The 21,007-nt window shown below is 52.7% G+C and carries 18 protein-coding genes; 14 read left to right on the forward strand and 4 right to left on the reverse strand.

What is annotated here, in order from left to right; all coding sequences use genetic code 11:
• Window positions 1-20: 20 nt before the first annotated feature.
• The 3 genes from fliT to fliD are packed head-to-tail and all read right to left on the reverse strand — an operon-like array spanning window position 21 to window position 2,237.
• Window positions 21-383: a flagella biosynthesis regulatory protein FliT gene (gene fliT / locus ACM615_RS01675; RefSeq protein WP_112291762.1), complete on the reverse strand. Its 363-nt coding sequence runs from the start codon at window positions 381-383 to the stop codon at window positions 21-23.
• Window positions 358-795: a flagellar export chaperone FliS gene (fliS, locus tag ACM615_RS01680; RefSeq protein WP_159281084.1), complete on the reverse strand. Its 438-nt coding sequence runs from the start codon at window positions 793-795 to the stop codon at window positions 358-360. Before fliS ends, fliT begins: the two co-directional genes overlap by 26 nt.
• Before the next feature lie 14 nt (window positions 796-809).
• Window positions 810-2,237: a flagellar filament capping protein FliD gene (gene fliD / locus ACM615_RS01685; protein WP_431011331.1), complete on the reverse strand. Its 1,428-nt coding sequence runs from the start codon at window positions 2,235-2,237 to the stop codon at window positions 810-812.
• A gap of 254 nt (window positions 2,238-2,491) precedes the next feature.
• Between fliD and ACM615_RS01690 the strand changes: the two genes are divergently transcribed.
• The 13 genes from ACM615_RS01690 to ACM615_RS01750 all read left to right on the forward strand — a co-directional run bounded on the left by ACM615_RS01690 (window position 2,492) and on the right by ACM615_RS01750 (window position 18,304).
• Entirely contained in the window at window positions 2,492-3,865 is a 1,374-nt protein-coding gene (locus tag ACM615_RS01690) for a FliC/FljB family flagellin (RefSeq protein ID WP_431011332.1), read from the forward strand.
• A gap of 306 nt (window positions 3,866-4,171) precedes the next feature.
• Window positions 4,172-4,894 (forward strand): RNA polymerase sigma factor FliA, encoded by a 723-nt coding sequence (locus tag ACM615_RS01695; RefSeq protein WP_112291754.1) that lies wholly within the window; start codon window positions 4,172-4,174, stop codon window positions 4,892-4,894.
• 54 nt (window positions 4,895-4,948) lie between these two features.
• On the forward strand, window positions 4,949-5,455 hold the full coding sequence (fliZ, locus tag ACM615_RS01700; protein WP_095922218.1) for a flagella biosynthesis regulatory protein FliZ: 507 nt from the start codon (window positions 4,949-4,951) through the stop codon (window positions 5,453-5,455).
• Window positions 5,456-5,642: 187 nt separating this feature from the next.
• Window positions 5,643-6,635 carry a D-cysteine desulfhydrase gene (locus tag ACM615_RS01705; RefSeq protein ID WP_374756882.1) on the forward strand — a complete coding sequence of 331 codons (993 nt, stop codon included), beginning with the start codon at window positions 5,643-5,645 and terminating at the stop codon, window positions 6,633-6,635.
• Window positions 6,636-6,770: 135 nt separating this feature from the next.
• A complete protein-coding gene (tcyJ, locus tag ACM615_RS01710) occupies window positions 6,771-7,571 on the forward strand; it encodes a cystine ABC transporter substrate-binding protein (protein ID WP_120163023.1) in 801 nt (266 codons plus the stop codon).
• Window positions 7,572-7,736: 165 nt separating this feature from the next.
• Window positions 7,737-8,405 carry a cystine ABC transporter permease gene (gene tcyL, locus ACM615_RS01715; protein ID WP_112291747.1) on the forward strand — a complete coding sequence of 223 codons (669 nt, stop codon included), beginning with the start codon at window positions 7,737-7,739 and terminating at the stop codon, window positions 8,403-8,405.
• Window positions 8,402-9,154: an L-cystine ABC transporter ATP-binding protein TcyN gene (gene tcyN / locus ACM615_RS01720; RefSeq protein ID WP_120163022.1), complete on the forward strand. Its 753-nt coding sequence runs from the start codon at window positions 8,402-8,404 to the stop codon at window positions 9,152-9,154. The genes tcyL and tcyN overlap by 4 nt, the downstream gene beginning before the upstream one ends.
• A gap of 91 nt (window positions 9,155-9,245) precedes the next feature.
• Window positions 9,246-10,949 carry a chloride channel protein gene (locus ACM615_RS01725; RefSeq protein ID WP_431011333.1) on the forward strand — a complete coding sequence of 568 codons (1,704 nt, stop codon included), beginning with the start codon at window positions 9,246-9,248 and terminating at the stop codon, window positions 10,947-10,949.
• A gap of 322 nt (window positions 10,950-11,271) precedes the next feature.
• The gene (locus ACM615_RS01730) at window positions 11,272-15,036 is read left to right on the forward strand and encodes a nitrate reductase subunit alpha (protein ID WP_431011334.1); all 3,765 of its coding nucleotides are present in this window, start codon (window positions 11,272-11,274) and stop codon (window positions 15,034-15,036) included.
• Complete coding sequence (narH, locus tag ACM615_RS01735) at window positions 15,033-16,568, forward strand: nitrate reductase subunit beta (RefSeq protein ID WP_120163019.1); 1,536 nt, start codon at window positions 15,033-15,035, stop codon at window positions 16,566-16,568. The genes ACM615_RS01730 and narH overlap by 4 nt, the downstream gene beginning before the upstream one ends.
• On the forward strand, window positions 16,568-17,290 hold the full coding sequence (gene narJ, locus ACM615_RS01740) for a nitrate reductase molybdenum cofactor assembly chaperone (RefSeq protein ID WP_431011335.1): 723 nt from the start codon (window positions 16,568-16,570) through the stop codon (window positions 17,288-17,290). The genes narH and narJ overlap by 1 nt, the downstream gene beginning before the upstream one ends.
• Entirely contained in the window at window positions 17,287-17,967 is a 681-nt protein-coding gene (gene narI, locus ACM615_RS01745; protein ID WP_431011336.1) for a respiratory nitrate reductase subunit gamma, read from the forward strand. The genes narJ and narI overlap by 4 nt, the downstream gene beginning before the upstream one ends.
• Window positions 17,968-18,064: 97 nt before the next feature.
• Entirely contained in the window at window positions 18,065-18,304 is a 240-nt protein-coding gene (locus ACM615_RS01750) for a hypothetical protein (protein WP_129639897.1), read from the forward strand.
• 639 nt (window positions 18,305-18,943) lie between these two features.
• Here ACM615_RS01750 and chaA read toward each other — a convergent pair.
• Window positions 18,944-20,044: a sodium-potassium/proton antiporter ChaA gene (chaA, locus tag ACM615_RS01755; protein WP_129639898.1), complete on the reverse strand. Its 1,101-nt coding sequence runs from the start codon at window positions 20,042-20,044 to the stop codon at window positions 18,944-18,946.
• Window positions 20,045-20,522: 478 nt separating this feature from the next.
• Here chaA and chaB point away from each other — a divergent pair, with 478 nt between their 5' ends.
• Window positions 20,523-20,756 carry a putative cation transport regulator ChaB gene (gene chaB / locus ACM615_RS01760; protein WP_112289791.1) on the forward strand — a complete coding sequence of 78 codons (234 nt, stop codon included), beginning with the start codon at window positions 20,523-20,525 and terminating at the stop codon, window positions 20,754-20,756.
• The last annotated feature ends 251 nt before the right edge of the window (window positions 20,757-21,007 follow it).

Below are 21,007 nucleotides of genomic sequence, written 5' to 3' on the forward strand. Positions count from 1 at the left end.
AATTTTTCAGGGATCAATAATTACTGGCGATCGCCAAATGCAATCGAACGGAGATCAATCTTTCCGTAAGTCATATTTACTTGTTGTTGTTTTGACGACTGCCCGATCAGCTCGGTGAGTTTTTTCATCCGCGCTTGTAATAACGTTTTAACCGTATTTTCATTGTCCAGAATGATACGCAAATAACGGCGGATATCATTCTGAACCATGATCGATGTCTGTTCTGACATCGGTAACTTCGTCGTTGCTTCTACTGCTTTAACGTAACCGACTTCGAGCTCGACCAGCTCATCCCATTTCTCTTCATTCGCCAGCCGCAACATCTGCTCGCTTAAAGACAGGATCAGTTGATATTCATTAACCAGATACTGATGTTGATCCATTATATTGGTCCTGCGACGGGTGGTAGTTTGGGCCGATTTGCCGCCAGGCATCGGCGATGTTTTCAAGCAAGGCCAGCACTTCCGTGATGGCCTCTTGATCGTTGTGTAAATTGGCATGTAATAAACGACGGACCATATAGGAATAAAGCGCTTCCAGGTTATCCACTAATTCAGGATCGCCTTTCTCGCGACTTAATCCGGCTTTCAGTCCGCTGTCGATAATATTTATAGCCATAGACAGCGATTTGCCTTTTTCGGCAATGCTGCCTTGCTGGATAAAAATACGGGCACGGATCAGGGCGCTGCGCGCCCCGTCAAATAACATGGTGACCAGCTGATATGGCGTGGCGCTCATGACGCCACTTTCGAGGCCTACCTGTGCGTAGGCCTGAGTTCCTTTAGCGTTATACATAATCTGTTTCCTTACTAGCTTGAACTTGATGAGGACATGGCTTCGAACTGCTGCGTCAGATAATCTGCCGTGCTGTTGAGCTTCTGAATCGAGACATCAAGTGCCGTGAATTGCGTTTTATAACGGGCGATGGTGTCGTTGATGCTGGTGTTTACCTTGTTGTACTGCTCGGTGAGGCTTTTCAGCGTGGTGTTCACGGCTGTCTGAGCGTTAGCAATCGTACCGGTGCTGGTGTTCAGGAACCCGCTGTTCAGGTTGCTGATGTTGGTCATCACGCCAGTCGTTTTGCCATCACCGACCATCATGGTCTGCACGGCGTTCGGATTGTTGGTCAGCGCGGTGCTCAGTTTAGTGCTGTCAATTTCCAGCTTACCGGTGTCCGGATCAGTGGTAATCCCGATGCTTTGCAATGAACTGACCGCGCCAGAACCTGAAACACCAGTAACTGCAGCCTTCAGACGGGTCTGGATAGTACGCAGCGCGCTGTCGCCCAGTAATGCACCGTTGGTACTGTCAGCGGTATCGGTATTCGTCGCGGTTGCCGTAAACTTGGTCAGGCTGGTGAACGTATCCTGTAATGAGTTATAGGCATCAACGAATGTCTTAATTGCTGATGTTGCCGTACTGGTGTTTTTAACAACGGTTAAGGTTGCAGCAGTTGATGTAGTGTCAGTGAGATTTAAAGTGATCCCGTCCTGCGCATCACTAATAGTGTTGCTCTGGCGTTCCAGATCAATGCCATTAAAGGTCAGTTTGGCATTGGCGGCAGTCGCGTTTTGAGTCATCGCACCGGTGCCGGTGGATGAATCATATCCAATAATATTATTCAGCTGGTCATCACCGGCGACGCTCACGGTCATCTCTGAATCGGTACCGGTATTGTTAGCGCTCAGCACCAGCTTATAACTGCTGTCATCCACTTTTACGATACTGGCGGTGACGCCGCCACCGGCTTTATTGATGGCATCACGAACGCCGGTCAGTGACGTCTGATCATCGGTGAGTTTGATGCTCAGCGGGGTACTGCCGTCGCCCTGGCTGATAGTCAGGGTGCGGGTGTTATCAGTGGTCGTCGCACCCAGCGCGGTTTTATTACTTGATTGAGTCGCTGAAACTAAAGACTGCGCGGACGCCAGCTGTGTGACGGAAACAGAATATTTACCCGCCGCCGCGCCGGTGCTGGTTGTCACACTGAATGCTGACGTGTTGCTCGATGTGGCACTGGTCGCACCGTAAGTATCGGTGGACGACAATGCGGACGCTGCATCGGAAAACGTCTGCAATGCACTTTGCAGCGTGCCGTAGGCTGTCAGTTTGGCGCTGTAGCTGGTCTGTGCCGTGCTGATCGGCGTTAAACGCGCCTTTTCTGCGGTGGTCAGGTTATCCAGTAAAGTGGACAAGTCTAAACCTGAGCCGATACCTAATGAAGAGACAGTGGCCATATGTATCCTTGTACGGGTTGTATAAGAGTCTTTAAGCCCTATCGGCACGACGGAGAAAAAGTTTAATGGAATGCAACAAAAAGTAATGGCGTGAATAGGCGGTATAAGGAAGGGTAATTCTCAAAGTAAGAAATCGATCTTTTTTGAGAAATAATTCTAAAGGTTGCGGGTGTAGCGCCGATACAAGTTTGGACGGTGATGAACGCCGTGGGCAATAAGCCCGAACCCTTAACCAGATTTGAAGGAATACACTCATGGCTCAAGTTATCAATACCAACACGCTGTCTCTGATGACTCAGAACAACCTGAACAAATCCCAGTCCGCTTTAGGCACCGCTATTGAGCGTCTATCCTCCGGTCTGCGTATCAACAGCGCAAAAGACGATGCGGCTGGTCAGGCGATTGCTAACCGTTTCACTTCAAACATCAACGGTCTGACCCAGGCTTCACGTAACGCCAACGACGGTATTTCCGTTGCGCAGACCACTGAAGGCTCACTGAGCGAAATCAACAACAACTTACAGCGTATCCGTGAACTGACCGTACAAGCTCAGAACGGTACCAACTCTGATTCTGACCTGACGTCCATCCAGGATGAAATCACCTCCCGTCTGTCTGAAATCGACCGCGTATCGGGTCAGACTCAGTTTAACGGTGTGAAAGTATTGGCTTCTGACCAGACCATGAAAATTCAGGTCGGAGCGAACGACGGTGAAACTATTTCCATCGATTTGCAGAAAATTGATTCATCAACATTGGGCTTGTCTGGTTTTAACGTGTCAGGCAATGCTTTGAAAACAAGCGATGCTATTACCACCGTACCAGGGGCGGATGGTGCTGCACCTGTGGCTGTTACATTTGGCGATGATACTGCCGCCGCCGCAATGGCTAAAAAATTAGGTGTTTCTGACGCGTCAAAACTGACCCTCAATAACGTTCTTGATAGCGATGGTAAAGCAACTGCTAACTACGTTGTTAAAGCTGGCAATGATTCTTATGCGGCTTCAGTTAACGCTACAACAGGTGTTGTTACTCTTAATACTACAACTGTTACCTATTCTGATGCTGCAAATGGGGTTGCTTCTGCATCTCAAGCAGACCAAGCTATTAAAGTTGGTACTAATGCGGACGGTAAAGCTATTGGTTATGTAACAGTGCAGGGCAAAAATTATATTGCTGGAGCTAATGCGGCTCTTACTGACGGTACTGCTGGTCAGGACGTTCTAGTTAATGGTGGGGCTGCTGGCGCTGTTACAACTAGCGGTACAACCCTTGCTTTAAGTACTGGCTTGACTGACCCTGCAGATACAGCCTCAGGGGTAACAGCTACTGCCCAATTCTCTGGCGCATCAACTAACGATCCACTGGCTGCAATCGACGCTGCAATCGCTAAAGTTGACACCTTCCGTTCTTCACTGGGTGCGGTTCAGAACCGTTTCGATTCTGCAATCACCAACCTGGACAACACGACTACCAACCTGTCTTCTGCCCAGAGCCGTATTCAGGATGCTGACTACGCAACAGAAGTTTCAGCAATGTCTAAGGCACAGATCCTGCAGCAGGCGGGTACTTCAGTATTGTCTAAAGCTAACCAGGTTCCTCAGTCTGTTCTGTCCCTGCTGCAATAATTGTCTTCGCAGACAAATTACGCAGTCCGGTCATAAACAGCTTAAACCCCGCTTCGGCGGGGTTTTTTTTAACCAAAATTTACGATTCAGTGGGTTAAATGAAAACCATTCGCTGGTATAATTTAGGATAATCTTTATGTTGTGATGGTTTTTTATACCATCGTTCGCGCGTCGTGATGGGCAGTCAAAAACAGAATGTGCGAGACATAATCAAAATAACCGCGCTTTTCTGGCCTTATTCAGCCGATTGAACAGCAAAGAGCACTGGCACAATGATACTGACCCTCAATTTGCCAGGTTACGACAGTGAGCGATCTGTATACCGCCGACGGCGTGATAGACAAAAATTCTTTGTGGCAGCGCTATGTTCCGCTCGTGCGCCATGAAGCCCTGCGTTTGCAGGTGCGGCTTCCCGCCAGCGTAGAGCTTGATGATCTACTGCAAGCGGGAGGGATCGGCCTGTTAAATGCGGTTGAGCGTTTTGATGCGATGCAGGGAACGGCGTTTACTACGTATGCCGTCCAGCGTATCCGCGGTGCAATGCTTGATGAGTTGCGCAGCCGCGACTGGGTACCACGCAGCGTCAGACGTAACGCGCGCGAAGTGTCTCAGGCGATGCATAGCGCAGAACAAAAATTAGGGCGACCACCGAGTGAAGGAGAGGTGGCGCAGACGCTGGATATTCCCATTGAGGAATACCGGCAAATATTAATGGACACGAACAGCAGCCAGTTGTTTTCATATGACGAGTGGCGTGAAGAGCACGGCGATACTGCCGAGGCATTGATGGAAGGGCACGAAGAGGCCAACCCGTTACATCATCTGTTGGAGGGCAATTTGCGCCACCGGGTGATGGAAGCTATCGATGCGTTACCAGAACGGGAAAAGATGGTACTTACGCTTTACTACCAGGAAGAGTTGAATTTAAAAGAGATCGGGGCGGTGCTGGATGTCGGGGAATCCCGGGTAAGCCAGCTCCACAGTCAGGCGATTAAGCGCTTGCGCACACGTCTGGCAAACGACCACTGATCCGCTTTTTCCTGGCCGGTTATACATTTTATATCCCTTATCAGGAATAAATTTATGCCAGCGGGAATCAAAACAAGGCCTTTAAGCCGTTATCTTAAAGATTTTAAACACAGTCAGACTCACTGCTCACAGTGTGCAAAAGAACTCGACAGGATGGCCTTGGTGTTTCGCGGGCAAATCATCAATAAAGAGGCCATCGCCAAGATGGACCAGCCTATTGATGATGACGTGTGGCACAACCTGTCGCAGGAACTGACCGCACTGTGTCGTTTTTGCAGTGAGATAAGCTGTAACAGCCATTCGTCTTATTTCGACATTATGGCGTTTAAGCAATATCTGTTCGAACAGACTGAGATGAATCACAGCACGGTGCGCGAGTACGTTGTCCGCCTCCGCCGTCTGGATGAAATCCTCTCTGCCAATAACTATCCTCTGGATAAACTTTCCGGGGACAGTATCCACCAGCGGATCATCAGTGATTTGCCGGTGGCGGGACACGATAACTACCGTATTGCCCTGCGCAAATACGACCAGTATCTGGCCTGGCAGAAATCTGCTTAACGCAACACACAAACAGGCTCCTGCGGGGGCCTGTTTTTTTGTCTTGCATCCCGCTCTGCGCAAAGTATAAATTCTTCATATACTGACTTTATTACCATTCTCCAGACTCTACCCAACTTCGACTATAACGACTTCGCACGGCGACACGTCTGTGCGTCAGGGGAACATTGTGCCTGCTAAAATTTCTTTGCTTAAAACCCGGCTGGAAGCCTTTGACCGTCTCGAACTCTTAAGCAGCCCGACGCCGCTGGAGAAACTTCATCGTCTCTCGGAATTCACCGGACGCGACATTTACATTAAGCGCGACGACATCACCCCGCTGGCTCTGGGTGGCAACAAGCTGCGTAAGCTGGAATATCTGGCGGCAGCCGCGCTGGCAGAAGGCGCGGATACGCTGGTGACCGCCGGGGCTATTCAGTCTAACCATGTGCGTCAGACGGCAGCCGTGGCGGCCAAACTGGGTCTGAAATGCGTGGCGCTGCTGGAAAACCCAATCGGCACCACCGAAGCCAATTATCTGACTAACGGTAACCGTCTTCTGCTGGATTTATTTAATGTGGAAGTGGTGATGTGCGACGCGCTGCATGACCCGATGGCGCAGCTGGCAGAACAGGCAGAACGTCTGGAAGCGCAAGGGTTCCGTCCGTACGTTGTGCCGGTCGGCGGCTCAAATGCGCTCGGTGCGCTGGGTTATGTGCAGTGCGCGCTGGAAATCGCCGAGCAGTCTTCGGCTAATTTTGTTGATTTCAGCGCCGTCGTGGTGGCTTCCGGCAGTGCGGGAACGCACGCCGGGCTGGCGGTGGCATTACATCATTTAATGCCTGACACGCAACTGATTGGCGTGACAGTGTCACGCAGTGCGCAGGATCAGCGTCCGAAAGTGGAAGCCATTGCCCGTGAAGTGGCAACATCGCTTCAGTTTGATGACAACGCGCCGCCGGTTATTTTGTGGGATGAGTATTTTGCTCCGCGCTACGGTGAGCCGAACGAAGCCGGTATGGCGGCCGTTAAATTGCTGGCAGAGCAGGAAGCCATGCTGCTGGATCCGGTGTATACCGGCAAAGCGATGGCCGGATTGCTCGACGGCATCGAGCGTGGTTTGTTCCCGGATGAAGGCCCGATCCTGTTCATTCACACGGGTGGCGCACCGGCACTGTTTGCGTATCATCCGCAAGTTTGATCGCCTAAAATGCGCTTATGCTTTTTTGAGCTAAGATTATAGAATTATATTCCTGATAACTGATGCGACCGGTGCTACTGTGCGCAAATCAGTAAGGCATATAACTTTTTATAATGAACAATAATTGAGGTGAATATGGGTTTTTCAGCGTTACGTCGTCGTTTAGTCCTCGGGGCAGTGGCCGTGACATTATCCACCGGGCTTATCAGCAACAGCTTTGCGGATGAAGGTTTACTGAAGAAAGTCAAAGATCGCGGCACATTGATCGTCGGTCTTGAAGGCACCTATCCTCCGTTCAGTTTCCAGGGTGAAGACGGCAAACTGACCGGTTTTGAAGTGGATTTCGCTGATGCGCTGGCACAGCACATGGGCGTGAAAGCTAAACTGCAACCGACCAAGTGGGACGGTATGCTGGCTTCACTGGAATCCAAGCGTATTGATGTGGTTATCAACCAGGTGACCATTTCTCCTGAGCGCCAGAAAAAATACGATTTCTCTACGCCATACACCGTGTCCGGTATTCAGGCGCTGGTGAAGAAGGGCGCAGAAAGCTCGATTACCAAACCTGAAGATCTGAAAGGCAAAAAAGTCGGCGTGGGTCTGGGTACTAACTACGAACAATGGCTGCGTGCAAACGTGCCGGGTGTTGATGTCCGTACTTATGATGATGACCCGACTAAATATCAGGATCTGCGCGTAGGCCGTATCAATGCGATTCTGGTTGACCGTCTGGCGGCACTGGATCTGGTGAAGAAAACCGGTGATACCCTGGCTGTTGCAGGCGCACCGTTCTCCCGTCAGGAATCCGGCGTAGCAATCCGTAAGGACAACCCTGAACTGCTGGCGGCGATCAACACGGCGATTGCTGAAATGCAGAAAGACGGTTCACTCGCGAAGATCTCTGAAAAGTGGTTTGGTGCTGACGTCACAAAATAATGCTCGTCATAACTGAACTTGCCCCGGCGTTAGCTGCGCTTGCTCGCCCGAATCACTTACCTGTGTAAGCTCATCGGGACTCGCGCACTTGCTGCCTTGATGCAAGTTCATTTATTTAGAGCATATGTGAATATCTCAAAGATCCAGAAAATCTAAAGGTCTTAGATGCAAGAAAGTATTCAACTGGTGCTGGATTCAGCACCATTTTTATTGAAAGGTACCCTGTTTACCCTTCAGCTCAGTCTGGGCGGAATGGTCTTCGGGTTGATTCTGGGCTTCATCCTGGCGCTGATGCGCCTTTCGCATTTCTGGCCGCTGTCGTGGATATCGCGTTTTTACGTGTCCGTATTCCGTGGCACGCCGCTGATTGCTCAGCTGTTCATGATTTATTACGGCCTGCCGCAGTTCGGTATCGAGCTGGATCCTATTCCGGCGGCGATGATTGGCCTGTCTTTAAACACCGCGGCTTACACCTCGGAAACCCTGCGTGCGGCGATTTCGTCGATTGAAAAAGGGCAGTGGGAAGCGGCGGCAAGTATTGGTATGAGTCCGTGGCAGACGCTGCGCCGCGTGATTTTACCGCAGGCCGCGCGCACGGCGCTTCCGCCGCTCGGTAACAGCTTTATCGGTCTGGTGAAAGATACTTCGCTGGCCGCCACCATTCAGGTGCCGGAACTGTTCCGTCAGGCGCAGCTGGTTACCTCGCGCACGCTGGAAGTGTTCACCATGTATCTGGCCGCCTCCGTTATCTACTGGGTGCTGGCGACCGTTTTATCCTTCCTGCAAAACCGTCTGGAAGACCGCGTTAACCGTCAGGATCAGGAGCCTTCATGAGTACTATCGACGTAAAGCAACTGACTAAAAAGTTCAACAAGCAGACGGTGTTACACGGTATTGATTTGCAGGTGAACGCCGGAGAAGTCGTGGCGATTATCGGGCCGAGCGGTTCCGGTAAAACCACGTTACTGCGCAGTATTAATCTGCTGGAAGAGCCGGATGGCGGCACCATCAAAGTCGGCAATATCGAAATTGATGCCAGTAAGCCGATCAGCAAGCAAAAAGATAAAGTGCGCGAACTGCGCAAACAGGTCGGTTTTGTCTTCCAGAACTTTAATCTGTTCCCGCACCGCTCTGTGCTGGAAAACATCATTGAAGGGCCGGTGATTGTGAAGGGCGAGCCGAAAGAAAAGGCCATCGCGACCGCGCGTCAGTTGCTGGAAAAGGTCGGATTAAATGGCAAAGAAAACGCCTATCCGCGACGCCTTTCCGGCGGTCAGCAGCAGCGTGTGGCTATTGCCCGCGCACTGGCGATGAACCCGGAAGTGATTTTGTTCGATGAACCGACCTCAGCGCTGGATCCGGAGCTGGTCGGCGAAGTGCTGAACACCATCCGCGCGCTGGCGCTTGAGCACCGAACCATGGTGATCGTGACGCATGAAATGAGCTTTGCCCGCGATGTCGCGGACCGGGCGATCTTTATGGATCAGGGCCGGATCGTGGAGCAGGGGCCCGCGAAAGAGCTGTTCTCTAATCCGCAACACGCCCGCACAAAACAGTTCCTCGAGAAGTTTTTGGCTCACTAAAAAGCCTGGTCTGCTCCTTCCCCTGCGAAGGGGAGGAGTACGGCAAACCTAAAAGAGTTATTCGTTCCCCTTGTTCTCACGATGAGATCTTATGACGCTGAAAGCCCTAAATCCTGAATACCTGCAAAAGAGCGATCTGATAAACCTGCTGATTGCCATTCCTGCCGGGATTGTCGCCGCGCTGGTGACGATTGCATTTCGCGGTGCCATTTCAGGTGTCAACGGCCTGATGTTCACGGACGGCAGTGACATCACCAAAGCTTTCAACGAATACCCGAAACTCATCTGGCCGCTGATCACCACCGCCGGTGGCGTGATTGCCGGTTTCATCCTGATCCTGGCGCTGCGTTACGAAAACAAACACGGCAAGATGCCCGATTATCTGGATGTGATTGATCAGCGTTTGCCGGGCATTCCGGTAGTCAGCACCGTATTGCGCGGGTTGTCGTCACTGGCCAGTATTGCCAGCGGCGGTTCAATTGGTCGGGAAGGGGCGATGGTGCAGCTTTCGGCATTGAGCGGCAGTCTGCTCGGGCGCTTTTCACGGTTTAAAGGCGTCCATCAGTCGGATGTTATCGCGATGGCCGCGGCTGGCGGGCTGGCGGCGGTGTATCACGCCCCGTTTGCCGGTGCGCTGTTTGTGGCAGAAATCGCCTTCGGCGTGACCGCCGTGCAGCGGCTGATCCCGCTGTTCATTTCGGCCTCGGTCGCAGTGCTTACCGTGCGTTCCCTGACGGATTATGCGCCGCTTTATCTTTATTCCTCGGTCTCTTTCAGCCCGTCTCCCGGCGCGATTTTAACCGTGCTGATTATCGGCGTGGCGACGGGGATCCTCGGGCCATTATTCATTTCGTCTATCGATAAAGTCCGTCAGTGGATGAAACCCATTTCTCATCCCGCGCTGCGTCTCGGGCTGGGGGGACTGGGTGTCGGGCTGGTGGCGATGATTTCGCCGCTGGTGCTCGGTAACGGTTTTGAAGTCATCGATTTAATTCTTAACAATGGCGACTTACAGACGTCGTTGCTGGTGCTGCTGATCCTGAAAATTGTCGCGACGGCGATCACCATCGGTTCCGGTGCGGTGGGCGGATTATTTACGCCATCGTTACTGATTGGTGCAGCGGGCGGGGCGCTGGTCTGTACTTTCCTGCAATGGCTGGGATTTGATCCCGGTCCGGTCGGACTTTACGCCGCCATTGGCATGAGTGCGCTGCTGGCAGCGACCAGTCACGCACCGCTGATGTCAATCATGATGGCGTTCGAAATGACCCTCAACAGTTCGCTGCTGTTCCCGCTGATGCTGGCGACGGCGATCTCTTATGTGGTGGCTTCCCGCCTTAAAGTCGGCGGAACCTATCCGGTGCTGGCACGGCATAATGCGCGGTTTGCGGCGAAAAATGCCTTTGAATACAGCACGGTGGCCTCGCTGATTTCACCGTGTTCGAAAATGTACGTTGATGCCTCGCTGTCTGAAGTGGTCAGCGAAGGGCTGAAACAGCGCACGCGCTATGTGTATGTGGTGGATCGGGAAGAGCGTTTTCTCGGCGTGGTGCCGACTAACGTGGTGGCCGCCGGTCTTATCGATGGCAGCGTGAAATCCGACAGCCCGATGGACTCGTTTATCGAGCAGGAGTTCACCACGATTTTCCAGCAAGCCAGCTACGAGCAGGCATGGGCGATGTTCAGCAACTCGCCGCTGGAACGTCTTCCGGTGCTGGAAGATGCCGAATCGCGGCGGTTACTGGGCGTGATCACTAAAGCTTCACTGCTGAATAAAGCCAAAGATTTCCTCTGACTTACAGCCGGTTTTCTCAAAGAAAACCGGCTGCTTTCTGAAATACCCCTCATTTTCCATATCCTTTCTTCCTGCGTTAGATGCCTTACCCTTTTTAAAATTAAATATTGTAAATCAATAAGATAGAAATCCCCTCGCTAATACCTCTTTGGGGGTATTTATCGTTATGTAAAAAAATACACGACGGAGCGGCCTTGATCGCAATCAAGTAGACGCGCGTGTGGGATGAATACCCTGAGGCCAAATTGAGCAATGAAGTTGTATTCCCCGCCATTCACATAATGACAAAGCGCAAATAAGCCTTTGCACAGGAGAGTTCCGGATGAGCAAGTTTCTTGACCGGTTTCGCTATTTCAAACAGCTAGCTGAACCTTTCGCTGACGGCCACGGCCAGACGCTGGATACCAATCGTGACTGGGAAGACGGCTACCGCAGCCGCTGGCAGCACGACAAAGTGGTGCGATCCACACACGGTGTGAACTGCACCGGTTCATGCAGCTGGAAGATTTACGTTAAAAACGGTCTGGTCACCTGGGAAACCCAGCAGACCGATTATCCGCGCACCCGTCCGGATCTGCCGAACCACGAACCGCGTGGCTGCCCGCGTGGTGCCAGCTATTCCTGGTATCTCTACAGCGCAAACCGTCTGAAATATCCCCTGATGCGCAAAAAGCTGATCCAGTTATGGCGTGAAGCCAAGCTAAAACACAGCGATCCGGTAGAAGCCTGGGGCTCGATCATTAATCAGCCGGAAAAGGCCAAAGAATATAAAGCCGCACGCGGTCGCGGTGGTTTTGTGCGTTCAAGCTGGCAGGAAGTGAATGAGCTGATTGCCGCGTCCAACGTTTATACCGCCAAGACTTTCGGTCCGGACCGCATTATCGGTTTCTCGCCAATCCCGGCGATGTCGATGGTGTCTTACGCATCCGGCGCTCGTTATCTGTCGCTGATCGGCGGCGTGTGTCTGAGCTTCTACGACTGGTATTGCGATTTGCCACCGGCTTCTCCGCAAACCTGGGGCGAGCAGACCGACGTGCCGGAATCGGCTGACTGGTACAACTCTTCATATATTATCGCCTGGGGCTCTAACGTTCCGCAGACCCGTACGCCGGATGCTCACTTCTTTACCGAAGTGCGTTACAAAGGCACCAAAACAGTCGCCATTACGCCGGATTACGCCGAAATCGCTAAGATTTGCGACCAGTGGCTGGCACCGAAACAAGGCACCGACAGCGCGCTGGCGCTGGCAATGGGCCACGTGATCCTCAAATCTTTCCATATCGATAATCCAAGCCAGTACTTCACTGATTACGTGCGTCGCTATACCGACATGCCGATGCTGGTGATGCTCGAACCGCGCGAAGACGGTTCCTATGCCGCAGGCCGTATGCTGCGTGCGTCTGATCTGGTGGACAATCTCGGTCAGGAAAATAACCCGCAGTGGAAAACCATCGCCTTTGACGAAAACACCGGCGAGCTGGTTTCACCGTTAGGTTCTATCGGTTACCGCTGGGGTGAAAAAGGCCAGTGGAATCTGGAATCCCGCGAAGGGAAAGAACATAAAGACGTTAGCCTGAAGCTGAGCCTGCTCGGCGATCACGACGAAGTGGTCAGCGTGGGTTATCCGTACTTCGGCGGCGCGGTCAGCGAGCATTTCAACAGCGTCGCGCTGGATGAAATCCTGATGCACAAACTGCCGGTCAAACGCCTGCAACTGGCGGATGGCAGCACCGGTCTGGTCGCCAGCGTGTACGACCTGACGCTGGCGAACTATGGCATTGAGCGCGGTCTGAACGATGAAAACTGCGCGCAAAGCTATGACGAAATCAAAGCCTATACGCCAGCCTGGGCCGAGAAAATTACCGGTGTTTCTCAGCAGAACATTGAGCGCATCGCCCACGAATTTGCCGATAACGCCAACAAAACCCACGGTCGTTCGATGATCATCGTCGGTGCCGGGATGAACCACTGGTATCACCTCGACATGAACTACCGCGGTTTGATCAACATGCTGATCTTCTGTGGTTGCGTCGGTCAGAGCGGTGGCGGCTGGGCACACTATGTCGGACAGGAAAAACTGCGTCCGCAAACCGGCTGGCAGCCGCTGGCGTTTGGCCTCGACTGGCAGCGTCCGCCACGCCAGATGAACAGCACGTCGTTCTTCTACAACCATTCCAGCCAGTGGCGTTACGAAACCGTCGCGCCGCAGGAACTGTTGTCCCCGCTGGCGGATAAATCCAAATTCACCGGCAGCATGATCGACTATAACGTGCGCGCCGAGCGTATGGGCTGGTTGCCGTCTGCGCCACAGCTGAGCGTTAACCCGCTGCGCATCGCGGAACAGGCGAAAGCCGCCGGTTTATCGCCGGCTGATTTCACCGTGGCAGCGCTGAAAGAAGGCAGCGTGCGCTTTGCTGCTGAACAGCCGGACAATCCGCAGAACTTCCCGCGCAACCTGTTCGTCTGGCGCTCCAACCTGCTGGGTTCTTCCGGTAAAGGCCACGAGTACATGCTGAAATATCTGCTGGGTACTGAACACGGTATTCAGGGTGATGATTTAGGCATTCAGGGCGGTGTGATGCCGGAAGAAGTCGAATGGCAGGCGCAGGGCGGCGAAGGCAAACTGGATCTGGTGGTGACGCTTGATTTCCGTATGTCCAGCACCTGTCTGTATTCCGACATCGTTCTGCCAACCGCGACCTGGTATGAAAAAGACGACATGAATACCTCGGATATGCATCCGTTTATTCATCCGCTGTCAGCGGCTGTGGATCCTGCCTGGGATTCAAAAAGCGACTGGGAAATCTACAAAGGCATCGCCAAAGAATTCTCCCGCGTCTGTGTCGGCCATCTGGGTGTGGAAACCGATGTAGTGACGTTGCCTATCCAGCATGATTCCGCCGCTGAACTGGCGCAGCCGTTTGGCGTGGAAGACTGGAAAAAAGGGGAATGTGACCTGATCCCGGGGCGTACCGCACCGCATCTGATGGCCGTTGAACGCGATTATCCGAATACTTACGAACGCTTCACGTCGGTCGGTCCGTTGCTGGAGAAACTCGGTAACGGCGGTAAAGGCATCAGCTGGAATACCGACAGCGAAGTCGATTTACTGAAAAAACTGAATTACACCAAAGCGGATGGCACCGCCAAAGGCCAGCCGATGATTAACACCGCGATTGATGCGGCAGAAGTCATCCTGACACTGGCACCGGAAACTAACGGTCAGGTGGCAGTGAAAGCCTGGGCGGCGCTGAGCGAAAATACCGGCCGCGACCATACGCATCTGGCGCTGAATAAAGAAGACGAGAAAATCCGCTTCCGCGATATTCAGGCGCAGCCGCGCAAAATCATCTCGAGTCCGACGTGGTCGGGTCTGGAAGATGAACACGTTTCTTACAACGCCTGTTACACCAACGTGCATGAGCTGATCCCGTGGCGCACGCTGTCCGGCCGTCAGCAGATTTATCAGGATCACGCGTGGATGCGTGCGTTCGGTGAAAGCCTGCTGGTGTACCGCCCGCCAATCGACACCCGCGCGGCGCAGCCGTTGCTGAATGCGAAGCCGAACGGTAACCCTGAAATGGCGCTGAACTTCCTGACGCCGCACCAGAAATGGGGCATTCACTCCACCTACAGCGACAACCTGCTGATGCTGACCTTAGGTCGCGGCGGCCCGATTGTCTGGCTGAGTGAAGACGATGCGACAAAACTGGGTATCGAAGATAACGACTGGATCGAAGCGTTCAACGCCAACGGTTCACTGAGCGCCCGTGCGGTGGTTAGCCAGCGCGTTCCGGCGGGGATGACCATGATGTATCACGCGCAGGAACGCATCGTGAATATTCCGGGCTCTGAAATCAGCCAGCAGCGCGGCGGTATTCACAACTCCGTTACCCGCGTTTGCCCGAAACCGACTCACATGATCGGCGGCTACGCGCAGCTGGCATACGGTTTTAACTACTACGGCACGGTCGGTTCTAACCGCGATGAATTCGTGATTGTGCGCAAAATGAACCGCATCGACTGGTTAGACGATGAAGGCAATGACTACATGCAGGACGCCGTGCAACAGGAGAAAGCCAAATGAAAATTCGTTCACAAGTCGGCATGGTGCTGAATCTCGACAAATGCATTGGCTGCCACACATGTTCCGTGACCTGTAAAAACGTCTGGACCAGCCGCGAAGGGATGGAATACGCGTGGTTCAATAACGTGGAAACCAAACCGGGTCTGGGTTATCCGCACGACTGGGAAAACCAGGAAAAATGGAAGGGCGGCTGGATCCGCAAAATCAACGGCAAACTGCAGCCGCGTATGGGCAACAAAGCCAACCTGCTGCATAAAATCTTCGCCAACCCGCACATGCCGGAAATCGATGATTATTACGAGCCGTTTGATTTTGATTATCAGCATCTGCACACCGCGAAAGACAGTAAACATCAGCCGGTAGCCCGTCCGCGTTCACTGCTGACTGGCAAACGCATGAAGAAAATTACCGGCGGCCCGAACTGGGAAGACGATCTGGGCACCGAGTTCAGCAAACGTTCTGCCGATCAGAACTTCGCCAACATGCAGAAAGAAATGTACGGCGAGTTCGAAAATACCTTTATGGCGTACCTGCCGCGTCTGTGCGAACACTGCCTGAACCCGGCGTGTGTGGCGACCTGTCCGAGCGGTGCGATTTATAAGCGCGGCGAAGACGGCATCGTGCTGATTGACCAGGACAAATGCCGCGGCTGGCGCATGTGCCTGACCGGCTGTCCGTACAAAAAAATCTACTTCAACTGGAAAAGCGGCAAGTCAGAAAAATGTATTTTCTGTTATCCGCGTATCGAAGCGGGCCAGCCAACGGTCTGTTCCGAAACCTGCGTTGGCCGTATTCGCTATCTCGGCGTGGTGTTGTATGACGCCGACCGTATTGCCGAAGCCGCGTCAGTTGAGAACGATAAAGATCTCTACGAAAGCCAGATGAGCATCTTCCTCGATCCGAATGATCCTGAAGTGATCGCCCAGGCTGAAAAAGACGGCATTCCGATTTCCGTGATGGACGCTGCGCGCCAGTCACCGGTCTATAAAATGGCGATTGAATGGAAGCTGGCACTGCCGCTGCATCCTGAATACCGCACATTGCCGATGGTCTGGTACGTGCCGCCGCTGTCTCCGATCCAGTCCGCTGCCGACGCCGGTGCATTACCGCACAGCGGCGTGCTGCCGGACGTCGAAAGTCTGCGTATTCCTGTGCAATATCTGGCGAACCTGCTGACGGCGGGCGACACCGCACCGGTGCTGCGTGCGCTGAAACGTATGCTGGCGATGCGTCACTTCAAACGTGCTGAAACGGTGGACGGCATCACGGATACCAGCGCGCTGGAGCAGGTTGGATTATCTGCGGCGCAGGCGGAAGAGATGTACCGCTATCTGGCGATTGCCAACTACGAAGATCGTTTCGTGGTGCCATCCAGCCATCGTGAACAGGCGCGTGAAGCCTTCCCGGAAGCCAAGGGTTGTGGTTTCAGCTTCGGTGACGGTTGTCACGGCAGCGACAGCAAATTCAACCTGTTCAACAGCAAACGCATTGATGCCATCGACATCGGCGCGAAAACAGAAAGGAAGGGCTAATGAACAGTTTACGCATCATCGGCCTGCTGCTGGATTATCCGTCCGAAGACTTGTGGGAACACAAGATGGAGCTTCTCGAGGCAGTGACTCAGTCTGCTGAACTGGACTCTGAGCAGCGTCTGGATCTGGCGCTGTACATCACGGATTTCTGTAAAAGGGATCTGCTGGATGCGCAGTCGGCGTATACCGGTTTGTTCGATCGCGGCCGCGCCACATCGTTACTGTTGTTTGAGCACGTGCATGGCGAATCCCGTGACCGTGGTCAGGCGATGGTTGATCTGATGGCGCAATATCGCGAAGCCGGGCTGGAAATTGACAGCCGTGAGCTGCCCGATTATCTGCCGCTGTACCTGGAATATCTCACCACACATGACGAACAACAGGCCCGCGACGGCCTGCGCGATATCGCGCCAATCCTGGCCTTGCTGAGTGCCCGTTTGCAGGAGCGTGACAGCCATTACGCCGAACTGTTTGATTTACTGCTGGCGATGTCCGGCAGTGATATCGCCACCGCAGCGGTGCGCGAAGGGATTAAACAGGAAGCCCGTGATGACACGCCTGCCGCGCTGGATGCGGTATGGGAAGAGGAGCAAATCAAGTTCCTCGGTGAGCAAAGTTGTGCGTCGGGTGAAGAAGCCGCGCACCAGAAACGCTTTGCCGGTGCGGTCGCACCACAGTATCTGAACCTTGATGAAATGCCTGCGGGGGAACCACGCAAATGACCGACTTCCTCAACAACTTCTTTTTCAATATCTATCCGTACCTGTGCGGCACGGTATTTCTGGTCGGCAGCTGGCTGCGTTATGACTACGGTCAGTACAGCTGGCGCGCGGGCTCCAGCCAGTTGCTGGAGAAGAAAACGCTGCGCATCGCTTCGCCGTTGTTCCACGTGGGTATTCTCGGCATTATCGCCGGTCATGCCTTCGGGATGCTGACGCCGCACTGGATGTATGAATCCTTCCTGCCGGTGCCGGTGAAACAGCAAATGGCGATGTGGGCGGGTGGTGCGTGTGGTGTGATGACCCTCATCGGCGGCGGTATGCTGGTGTGGCGTCGTCTGAGCAACGAGCGTGTGCGTGCGACGTCCAGCTTTGGTGACATCATGATCATCATTCTGCTGGTGGTGCAATGTGCGCTGGGTCTGAGCACCATTCCGTTCTCTGCACAGCATATGGACGGCAGCGAAATGATGAAACTGGTCGGCTGGGCGCAGTCGGTCGTGACATTCCGTGGCGGTGCAGCCGCGCATCTGGACGGCGTGGCGTTTATCTTCCGCATACATCTGGTGCTGGGGATGACCTTATTCCTGCTGTTCCCGTTCTGCCGTCTGGTGCATATCTGGAGCGCGCCGGTGGAATATCTGACCCGTCGTTATCAGCTGGTACGTAATCGTCGCTGATTGACCTTCACGGATTGTGAAATGACGGTTTTGACATAAAAACGAAGGGCGCTATGATGCGCCCTTATCTTTTTTTTATTGCTCAAGGACGCATCTGATGGCCACCCCAAGACAACCCATGACCGTAGCCCGTCGTTTACTTCGCAACAGCCTGATTCTGCTGGTGATCGGCATTGTTGCCACCCTCCACGGTTTAGTGGTCGGCAGCCCTGAAACCCCGCCGGGAGAAATGGCACCCCAACTGATGCTGGGCATCTGGTTTATCTTTATCGGCTGTGTGATGGCGTTGATTAGCTGGCTGGTGATCAGGAACAAGAAGAAGAAAGGGGAGATCTGAGGGTGAGGTTGAATAACCTTAACTTCAACTTCAACTGCAAGACCGTGGGCGTCGGCCCACACCGACTTGGGTCAAGTTCAACACCTTGGGTTGCCACCCAAACTGGCCTTAAGAGGCGCCTATCGCCGCGCCTCTTAAGAATCTCCGGCTCTTTTACTGCGCGCTCCGCTCGCTGGCTATGTTTCAGGGACCACTGCGACAGGCTGGAAATCTTGCCGCTGCGCGGTTCCTTCTCTCGGTCTTCGAGCCACAGGTCTCGAAGCCGCTCCGTTCAGCAAGATTTCTGAATCGCCCGTACGATCTTAAATTCAAAGAAAGATTGTTTTTATCTTTTAGAACAGTGGATTGGCGTGATCAAAAATGGCACCGAGTGAATGGTTCGAGACCCTAGGCTCGAAGCCTGAAACTCGGGAATCGCGCAGCGATGACATTTTGCGCCACTCACAATTGTGTTTGAACATGTCCGTCGTTCCAGCGATAGCGCGCAGTGAAAAAGCGCGGAGTCCAGAGGCCCGCGCGTTACCGGGTCTCTGGTCGGTGTGGGCCGACGCCCACGATCTTGACCTTAAAGCCAGTTTGGGTGGCAACCCAAGGTGTTGACCTTAAAGCCAGTTTGGGTGGCAACCCAAGGTCTTGTTGTTACAGCATTATCAGCATCATATATGCGCAGAACAACGCCAGGTGCGCAGTACCATTAAGCACATTGGTACGCCCGGTCGAGAACGATATCTGGCACAGGATCATAACCGCCAGCATCACCACAATGTTCGCTGGCGCCAGGCTGAAAATCAGTTCCTGACCGGTCAGGGTGGCAATCACGGTGACCGCAGGAACGGTCAGTGAAATCGTCGCCAGCACGGAACCGAAGAATAAATTCATGGCACGCTGTACCTGATTCTTCAGTACCGCTTTCAGGGCACCCAGACCTTCAGGAGAAAGAATAAGCAACGCGACCAGGAAGCCGGTGAACTGCGCAGGGGCGTTCAGTTCGGTCAGCAGACTCTCCAGCGGGTTGGCATTGAATTTGGTGACGGCAATGACCAGCACCAGATGGACAATCAGCCAGAGCGTGTGCGTCAGATTACTCTTTGAAGACGGTTTTCCATGTCCGTCTTCTTCGCCTTCATCTTCATGCTCGTAAATAAACAGACTCTGGTGAGTTTTGGTCTGAATAAGCAGAAATACGCCGTACATCGCCGCTGAAATTACCGCAACGAACAAGGCCTGTGGCGTGGAGAAGTTGCCAGCGGGCAGGGCGGCAGGCAGAACGAGAACGATCACCGCCAGCGGGAAAATCGCCATCAGATACTGTTTGATACCACCGAGATTGACATACTGGGTGGCAAATTTACGGCCACCGAGCAGCAGGGCAACGCCGACCAGACCGGCAGTAACAATCATGATGATCGAGAATAAGGTGTCACGCATCAGCGCCGGAGCGGCGTCGCCTGTCGCCATCAGGGCCGAAATCAGACTGACTTCGAGGATGACCACTGAAAGGCTGAGGATGAGTGAGCCGTAAGGTTCGCCCAGACGATGTGCCAGGACATCGGCGTGACGTACCACGCTGAAGGCGCTGGCGAGAATACCGACCAGCGCGATTAAATTGATGCCGACGACTGAGGCAAAGTTACTGCTGTTGCCCCAGAAGACGAGAACGATAAGGGCAGCAATAGGGAAAATCAGGGAGTATTCCTGATGGCGGGTTTTTACTTTTGGATGTTCCTGTGAAGACACCATGATGATTATTCTCCTTATAAACACTCACGAATTTACAACCGCCTGTCTGTCGGTTGTAAGCAAAATGCATAGCAGCATAAAATTGTAACTCGTTAAGTATAGTAGATAAATTAATCTGTTAACAGTTTATTATCATGACTCATCTATAAAAACTGTTATGACAGCTATTTTTTGTTGCATGAATCAAATAAATGTCAGTTTAATCTCAAGTTAATTTTCATTGTTAATTATTTAAACATAATAAAAACAATGGTTTGATTTTTAATAATGGGTTTATGCGGGTAATGCGTCAATTTTTGTAAATCATCCCTATACCCACATGAAAAATCGGAGAAATCTGGCGTTTTTTAGCCCGCAGGCTGAGATTTGGAATAATCTGGCTGAGTCACCTGAGGTTAGCAGTTAGACTTACCCCAGTGTGCCTGAAGCGCACACATTAAATGTAACGATCATGAACGCCATGAAAAAGGAGCAAGTTATGCCTTATCAGAACCGCTCAGCGTTGCCTGACTCTGTTCGTCATGTTCTTCCGGCACATGCGCAGGATATCTATAAAGAAGCCTTTAACAGCGCGTGGGATGAGTATGCAAAGCCAAAAGATCGTCAGGGTGATGATTCCCGCGAAGAGACCGCGCACAAAGTCGCGTGGGCCGCAGTAAAACACAGCTATAAAAAAGGCGATGACGACAAATGGCATCCTAAAAAATCCTGATGTCGGCGGCGGGTCGGGGAACGCCTGACCCGTTATCTCTCACACTCCCGCCTGTATCCGCCTGTATCCGCCGGTTTTGCTGTCATTTCCCTCTTAAATATCAACTTTCTTACAATGTTCACAAAATAATCATTTTATTTTCGTTTTGTGATCGCTCTCAATCTTGATTGCAACGAAAGAAACGAATAAGGTTTCATCAGACAGGGTGATAATAAAATTCCGAATCAACCCAGCCAGCGCCTCAAGTTAAG

Origin of the sequence: Rahnella sp. PAMC25617, from assembly GCF_050606005.1 — a bacterium.
In the GTDB taxonomy this organism is placed as follows: domain Bacteria; phylum Pseudomonadota; class Gammaproteobacteria; order Enterobacterales; family Enterobacteriaceae; genus Rahnella; species Rahnella variigena.

Coding starts and splice junctions, on each gene's coding strand:
- fliT (WP_112291762.1), bottom strand. CDS start 383: ATGGATCAACATCAGTATCTGGTTAATGAATATCAACTGATCCTGTCT.
- fliS (WP_159281084.1), bottom strand. CDS start 795: ATGTATAACGCTAAAGGAACTCAGGCCTACGCACAGGTAGGCCTCGAA.
- fliD (WP_431011331.1), bottom strand. CDS start 2,237: ATGGCCACTGTCTCTTCATTAGGTATCGGCTCAGGTTTAGACTTGTCC.
- ACM615_RS01690 (WP_431011332.1), top strand. CDS start 2,492: ATGGCTCAAGTTATCAATACCAACACGCTGTCTCTGATGACTCAGAAC.
- fliZ (WP_095922218.1), top strand. CDS start 4,949: ATGCCAGCGGGAATCAAAACAAGGCCTTTAAGCCGTTATCTTAAAGAT.
- tcyJ (WP_120163023.1), top strand. CDS start 6,771: ATGGGTTTTTCAGCGTTACGTCGTCGTTTAGTCCTCGGGGCAGTGGCC.
- tcyL (WP_112291747.1), top strand. CDS start 7,737: ATGCAAGAAAGTATTCAACTGGTGCTGGATTCAGCACCATTTTTATTG.
- tcyN (WP_120163022.1), top strand. CDS start 8,402: ATGAGTACTATCGACGTAAAGCAACTGACTAAAAAGTTCAACAAGCAG.
- ACM615_RS01725 (WP_431011333.1), top strand. CDS start 9,246: ATGACGCTGAAAGCCCTAAATCCTGAATACCTGCAAAAGAGCGATCTG.
- ACM615_RS01730 (WP_431011334.1), top strand. CDS start 11,272: ATGAGCAAGTTTCTTGACCGGTTTCGCTATTTCAAACAGCTAGCTGAA.
- narH (WP_120163019.1), top strand. CDS start 15,033: ATGAAAATTCGTTCACAAGTCGGCATGGTGCTGAATCTCGACAAATGC.
- narJ (WP_431011335.1), top strand. CDS start 16,568: ATGAACAGTTTACGCATCATCGGCCTGCTGCTGGATTATCCGTCCGAA.
- narI (WP_431011336.1), top strand. CDS start 17,287: ATGACCGACTTCCTCAACAACTTCTTTTTCAATATCTATCCGTACCTG.
- ACM615_RS01750 (WP_129639897.1), top strand. CDS start 18,065: ATGGCCACCCCAAGACAACCCATGACCGTAGCCCGTCGTTTACTTCGC.
- chaA (WP_129639898.1), bottom strand. CDS start 20,044: ATGGTGTCTTCACAGGAACATCCAAAAGTAAAAACCCGCCATCAGGAA.
- chaB (WP_112289791.1), top strand. CDS start 20,523: ATGCCTTATCAGAACCGCTCAGCGTTGCCTGACTCTGTTCGTCATGTT.